Consider the following 6,445-nt stretch of genomic DNA (forward strand, 5'->3'; position numbering starts at 1 on the left):
CTGCTTTTATATATTTCCTCTAGGAGAAAAGCTCATTGTCCTTTATCTCCGCCTGATTTTTATGAAACTCCTCCAGAAGTTTTTCCGGGGTAAGGGCCTTCTTCTTCTCTCCCCTGATATCCAATACTACCCTTCCCTGGTGGAGCATGATAAGCCTGTTACCATACTTTATTGCATCGCTGAGGTTGTGGGTGATCATAAGGGTTGGTATCCTGCTCCCCTCTACTACCTCTCTGGTCTTTTCCATAATTATCTCAGATGTCTTCGGATCCAGAGCCGCTGTATGCTCATCCAGGAGAAGAACCTCTGGTTTGTTTAAGGTAGCCATGATGAGAGCCAGGGACTGTCTCTGTCCTCCAGAGAGTAGTCCGACCTCTGTGTCCATCTGGTCCTCTATTCCCAGGTTTAACTGGGAAAGAAGAGCTCTGTAGTGCTCCCTCCTCTTCTTATTCAGTCCCAGGGTGAGACCAAACTTCTTCCCCTTGTTATCTGCCATGGAAAGGTTTTCAAATACCGTCATAGATGGTGAGGTCCCAAGGCTTGGATTCTGATATACCTTTGAGATAAAGGCATTTCTCTTGTGTTTCTCCATCCCTGTTATATCCCTCCCGTCCACTATGATCCTTCCTTCATCTGGAGTGATATTTCCCATAATTGTGTTGAGAAGGGTAGATTTCCCCGCTCCGTTACTACCTATTATGGAAACAAAATCATCTTCCTGGAGCCTAAAGTCCAGCCCCTTGAACACTTCCTTTACACTTCCCAGTTCCGAGTGAAAGGATTTTCTTAATCCCTCTATCTTTAACATCTTTCATTCCTCCGTTTTTAATCATCTTCTTCCCCTTCAGGGACATAATTCCCACAGTAAGCACTGCTGTTATAAGCTTCAGGTCGCTTGCGTTGAATCCAATCTGCAGAGCTCCACTGATTATCAGTCTGTATATGATGGAACCGGCTATTACAATGGTGGTAAGGTTCAGCATTCTTCCCCTCTTTAATACGCTCTCGCCTATTATAATAGAAGCCAGTCCGGTTACTATCGTTCCTGTACCCATTCCCACATCGGCAAACCCCTGGTACTGAGCCAGGATCCCTCCAGAGAGGGCAACCAGTCCATTGGCCAGCATAAGGCCCTGTATCTTAAGTGTCTTCTCATTTAGTCCCAGAGAGATAACCAGAGTCTCATTGTCCCCCAGGGCTCTCAGAGCAAATCCAAACTTGGTTCTCATAAGAAAATCTATAACCAGCTTACATATTACTATAAGTATGAGGATAACTGTAATTGCATTTCTTCCTGAAAACAGGTGATCCACTCCAAAGAGTGGAATATTTGATCTTCCCATTATCCTAAGGTTTATACTGTACAGACCAGTCATAACAATTATTCCCGCCAGAAGGTTGGTTATCTTATACCTTACATGGATGAAGCCAGTTATAAATCCTGCAAGGGCGCCCCCTGCAAAGGATGCCAGCAGAGCCGGCAGGGGATGAACTCCCTTTACTATAAGGGCAGCTGCTATAGCTGCTCCCATGGGAAAGCTCCCGTCCACAGTAAGATCTGGGAAATCCAGAATTTTATATGAGATGTATAATCCCAGTGCCATTATGGCAAATATCAGTCCTTGTTCTATAGTTCCTATAAGCATATTAATACCTCTATCTTTCTCCTAAATTATAGTTGCTTCCCTCACCGATTCATCTGTCAGATCGATGCCATATCTCTCAGCTGTTTCCCTGTTTATAATAAGCTTTGTGTCCTTCAGTGTTTCCACTGGCATATCCTTTATATCCTCGCCCTTTAGGATCCTCACTGCCATCTCTCCAGTCTGGTATCCCAGCTTCTCATAGTCGATGGTCTCTGTAGCTAAGGCCCCCTGGGCTACCTGCTCCTCTATAGACCCCACTACAGGAACCCTTCTCTCCCCTGCCTTCTCAAGAACAAGGGGTGTTGATGATACCACCAGGTTGTCTGTAGGTGTGTAGAGTACATCCACCTGTCCTAACAGGTTATCTAGAGCCAGGGCAATCTCATTTATACTTGTTACTCCGCTTTCAACTACCTCTAACCCTATCTTTTCAGCCTCTACCCTCATCTGATCAACAAGTATCTGGGAGTTCTGCTCACTTGTGTTGTACACAACCCCTACTCTCTTGGCATTTGGAAGAAGGTTCCTGATAAGCTCCATCTGTCTGTCCACTGGAGATGCATCGGAGGTTCCGCTTATATTGTCTCCCACAAGTCCTGCACTCACAGGATCGGTAACTGCTGTAATAAGTATCGGCTTATCCTTTGTTGCGTTGTATGCTGCCTGGGCACTTGGAGTAGATACAGCCAGAATCATATCCTTATCCCTTGCATAGGCAGCTCCTATTGTCTGAGCTGTGGCAAAGTCCCCCTGGGCATTCTGCACCTCTATCTGAATATCCCCGTAGCCTCCATCTGCCAGGGCTTTCTTAAATCCAACCACTGTATTGTCCAGAGCCGGGTGCTCTATTATCTGACTCACACCTACCTTTATAGTTTCATCTTCCTTACCGCAGGCCATCATCAGTATTCCCATCAATATAACAAACATCTTCTTCATCATAATCATCTCTCCTCTAATCTTTTATATTATAGAAAGATGATACCACGTTTATTTTGACCCTTGTAGATAACAATAATTTTATTCTTTTGTTCCACTCTTTTTTTACGACCCCTTGAAAACCATAGCTTCATCGATGAACTGAGAAATATTTCTTGTTCGGTGTGTTCATACTACTTTATGATTTCTACACCATTTTTTTCCATATCTTCAGTGTTTACACTGTAGATCTTGGCCTTTTCAGCGTTAAATGTTACCTCTATATTCTCCACATTTTCTATTGGAAGGTTGGTCATCTCCTCTCCTGCCAGGTATCTTACGATCATCTGACCAGTCTGGTATCCTGCATCATACTCGGAAGTTCCGGCAGATGCAAGGGCACCCATCTCTGTAAAGTCCCTTGTGGCCCCAATTACCGGTATCTTTCCTTCATCGGCCTTGCTTACTATAAGGGAGTAGGCTGATGCCACTGTATTGTCCTTAGTGGTATAGATAACATCTACGTTCCCCTTAAAGGTATCCATAGCTGTTGCCACTTCATTTACATTGGTTACTCCCCTTGCCACTACCTCAAGCCCGTACTCATTGGCAGCCTTGGTGAACTCCTCTGTAAGGAATACCGAGTTGGCCTCACCGGTATTATATACTGTCCCAACTCTACGAGCCTCTGGAAGAAGGTCAACTATGAGCTTAACCTGATCCTCCACAGGGGACATATCGCTTATACCAGTAACATTTTCAGCTCCTAAACCTGCCCCTGCTGGGTTGGTTACTCCAGTAAAGAACACAGGCTTATCCGATATCTTATTCTGTGCTGCCTGAGCACTTGGAGTGGTAATGGCCACCATCATATCTGTTGTCCTGTCAAACTGCTCTGCTATACTCTGGGCTGTAACAAAATCCCCCTGGGCATTCTGAAAATCAAAGACTACCCTCTCGCCAAACTGACTCTCCCTCACTGCATCCTCTACTCCCTGCCTTATCTGATCCAGGGACGGGTGCTCCACTATCTGGGTAACTCCTATCTTTATCTTGTTCTCTGTGCTATCTAAGGGCTTCTCCTCCTTACTTGCACATCCGGTAAGTGCTGCTGCCACCATTAATCCTGCTAGTATCTTCTTCATAATCCTCATCTCCCTTTATACTTAATCTTCTCTATTTACAGTTAATAAAAAGCAACGTGACGTTGCATCCTTAGTAATAAAAAAAGAGGCTGATATAAATCAGCCTCCTAATAAACCCAAGGGTCCCGTTTTGTTTAAATAAAAAAGCCTGCTCTAAAGCAGGCTGAACAAACAAAAGGAACTCAATTAAATCTATAAAAACTATTGGTCAAAACCTGATCTACTTAATAATGGTTTATTAAATTGGGTAATAGATAAGTTTTGCCACCACCAAGTAAATCTCTTAGACACAATAGTCACCTCCATAAAAATTATTTGATAAGATAGTACATTATAAAGAACAGATTGTCAACTTTTATTTTTTATTGCAATTTGAAATTAATATCTTTTAAACAGAAGAACCCCTTTTTTTATTAGATTCTCTAATACCTCTATTCATAAGGTTAAACAGGGTTTTTAGCCAGAAGTCGCCCGGCGTGAAAACCAAGCAAGGCTGCAAGATTTATCTCCTTAACTAAATATTCCTCTAACTCTTTAATTAGATCGGGGTTAGATAATTCAATTTTGTTTAAAATTTTTATATACTCATTGAATTCACTTGTCTCAAATACATTGAAGATTTCTTCCAGACAGAAAGCAAAGTTCTCTACAGAACTATTATTTTGAGTATATCTCTTAGATCTTGTCAAAAGATTCAGACTTTCAACGAGCTCTTCTCTATACTTTTCATTAAAATCAGTAATTTTATTATCCATGATTTTCTCCTTATAGTGTTATTTATTAATATTATAAATAACACTTAACTCCTTTTTAGTAAACGACACCTTGCGCATTGTTTCCTTATCTTTCATCTTTTCATGACCAGATTTGATGTATCCAAGCAAAGAGAAAACATTTTTATAAAGGAAACCACCTGTATTTAAGTATCAAAATGATTTAAAAAGAGTACATTTTACAAAAGATAATTTACATGCAGTTCATACTAAAGATCACCTTACTTTAAAGATTTTTTTATTTTTTCTTTACGGTACTCCTCCCTCAGTATGGAGAATATAAACTGATCAAGATAACCCTCTTCCCCCTTGCAGGATTGCCGCAACCTCCCCTCCAGGGTCATTCCCAGGCTCCTATAGAGATGAATTCCCACCTCATTATGGGGATATACATCCAGCCAGAACCTGTTGCTTTCAAGGGTATTGAAGGAGTAGTCCATTATACCCCTTATAGCTTCCCTGCCGTAACCTCTTCCCTTCTCAGATACAGCGATCCTTCTCAGCTCAAAGGAATCTGATCTCTTATCTAGGGAACACAGGGCAAATCCCAAAAGCCCTTCACAACTTTTTTTCTTCAGAGTAAGAAGGTAGGTATCCTCACATTCTATCTCTTTCAGATGATCCTCATAGGACCCCTGCCAGATAAACCTCCTGTTCTCCTTACTCTCTTCAAGAACTATTATTTGGTGAATATCACCCTTCTGAGCCAGACATATATCCATTCTTTCTGTAGCTATTATAGGTTTCATATTTTTTCTCCTTTTACAGACTCTATTACCCCCGTCCTCCCATCCTGTCAATCCCCTATTTTTCTTACCTTAAAACTAGACTGATTAAATTGACTTTTCTGGCCTAAAGTATTATAATTACCACTTAAAAATTAAAAAAAGGAGTTTCAAAATGAATAGTTCAATTGATCGTAAAAAGGGATATATAATGGTTTTTGCATCAACCATGTTTTTCTATATGATGACAATATTTGTAAAGTTTATTACTGCAGGAGGGAGTATCCCGGGAACCCAGGTAACCTTCTTCAGGTTTCTCATCGGATTTATCCTCGTGAATATAGGGATGATGAAAAATGGGTATGAGGTCAGGATGGTAAATAGGAAGGCTGTCCTCTCCAGAGCCGCTCTTTCCTCCCTTGCAATACTACTCTTCTTCATAGTTATACAGTACTCCACAACAACTAAGGCAAATATCTACAACCTTACCTATCCTATATTTGTAGCAGCACTGGGACCGATCTTTCTAAAGGATGAAAGATGGACGGTAAAGAACATAGTGGGGGTAGTTGTTTCCTTTGGAGGTATCCTTCTCATCTCTGGAGCGGGATTTGGAACCTTTGAAGCAGTGGACCTTCTGGGAATAGTAATGGGAACAGTTGCAGGGCTGGGAATAATAGCTCTGAGAGAAGCCAGAAAGACCGACACTCCCAATACGATCCTCTTCTACCTCATGTCCATAGGTATAGCTATCACCCTTATTCCCTTTGGATCCACCTTTAAGATGCCTACTCCTACCGAGTGGGTCTATGTTATGGGGATGGGGACCTTCTCCTACCTTGGCCAGTACACCCTCACCCATGGCTTTAAGTATGTAAAGGCTGTAGAGGGAAGTCTTATCTCCGAAGCCAGGATCTTTGTGGCAGCCCTCTGCGGAGTATTATTTCTGGGAGAGGAGTTCAGCTATACAATGCTTGGAGGGGGAACTCTCATCTTCTTTGGAATAGTCATTGTAAGTGTAGAGTGGTCCAGGAAAAAGAGAGCCAGGGTCTCTGCCTCGGCAGCTAATAACCTTTAAAGACAAAAAGACTCCGGGAGTTTCCTCCTGGAGCCTTTTTTATTATTAAGGAAATAGAGTGTTGCAAAAGTAATTCACAAAAAATTAAAAATCATATCCAATATAGAGTAATAATTGAGTTACCACACAAAATTCTACTCGAAAGGATATGACCAGTAAT

Annotated in this window: 7 protein-coding genes; 1 reads left to right on the top strand and 6 read right to left on the bottom strand. The window is 41.7% G+C overall.

The genetic code is table 11. The features are described from left to right. Positions 1-19 precede the first annotated feature (19 nt). The 6 genes from QMG11_RS14150 to QMG11_RS14175 form a co-directional block, all read right to left on the bottom strand. The gene (locus QMG11_RS14150) at positions 20-808 is read right to left on the bottom strand and encodes an ABC transporter ATP-binding protein (RefSeq protein ID WP_281836838.1); all 789 of its coding nucleotides are present in this window, start codon (positions 806-808) and stop codon (positions 20-22) included. Next, entirely contained in the window at positions 726-1,646 is a 921-nt protein-coding gene (locus QMG11_RS14155; protein WP_281836840.1) for an ABC transporter permease, read from the bottom strand. The genes QMG11_RS14150 and QMG11_RS14155 overlap by 83 nt, the downstream gene beginning before the upstream one ends. A 21-nt stretch (positions 1,647-1,667) precedes the next feature. Then, entirely contained in the window at positions 1,668-2,585 is a 918-nt protein-coding gene (locus tag QMG11_RS14160) for an ABC transporter substrate-binding protein (RefSeq protein ID WP_281836856.1), read from the bottom strand. 173 nt (positions 2,586-2,758) lie between these two features. Further along, complete coding sequence (locus QMG11_RS14165) at positions 2,759-3,709, bottom strand: ABC transporter substrate-binding protein (protein ID WP_281836841.1); 951 nt, start codon at positions 3,707-3,709, stop codon at positions 2,759-2,761. 443 nt (positions 3,710-4,152) lie between these two features. Continuing rightward, positions 4,153-4,464, bottom strand: coding sequence for a hypothetical protein (locus tag QMG11_RS14170; protein WP_281836843.1), 312 nt, complete (start codon positions 4,462-4,464; stop codon positions 4,153-4,155). 239 nt (positions 4,465-4,703) lie between these two features. Then, positions 4,704-5,231 carry a GNAT family N-acetyltransferase gene (locus tag QMG11_RS14175; protein ID WP_281836845.1) on the bottom strand — a complete coding sequence of 176 codons (528 nt, stop codon included), beginning with the start codon at positions 5,229-5,231 and terminating at the stop codon, positions 4,704-4,706. A 151-nt stretch (positions 5,232-5,382) separates the two neighbouring features. On the opposite strand from QMG11_RS14175, the gene QMG11_RS14180 reads away from it, so the two are divergent. Then, positions 5,383-6,285 carry a DMT family transporter gene (locus tag QMG11_RS14180; RefSeq protein WP_281836847.1) on the top strand — a complete coding sequence of 301 codons (903 nt, stop codon included), beginning with the start codon at positions 5,383-5,385 and terminating at the stop codon, positions 6,283-6,285. The last annotated feature ends 160 nt before the right edge of the window (positions 6,286-6,445 follow it).

Origin of the sequence: Propionigenium maris DSM 9537 (genome assembly GCF_027925155.1) — a bacterium.
Taxonomy (GTDB): domain Bacteria; phylum Fusobacteriota; class Fusobacteriia; order Fusobacteriales; family Fusobacteriaceae; genus Propionigenium; species Propionigenium maris.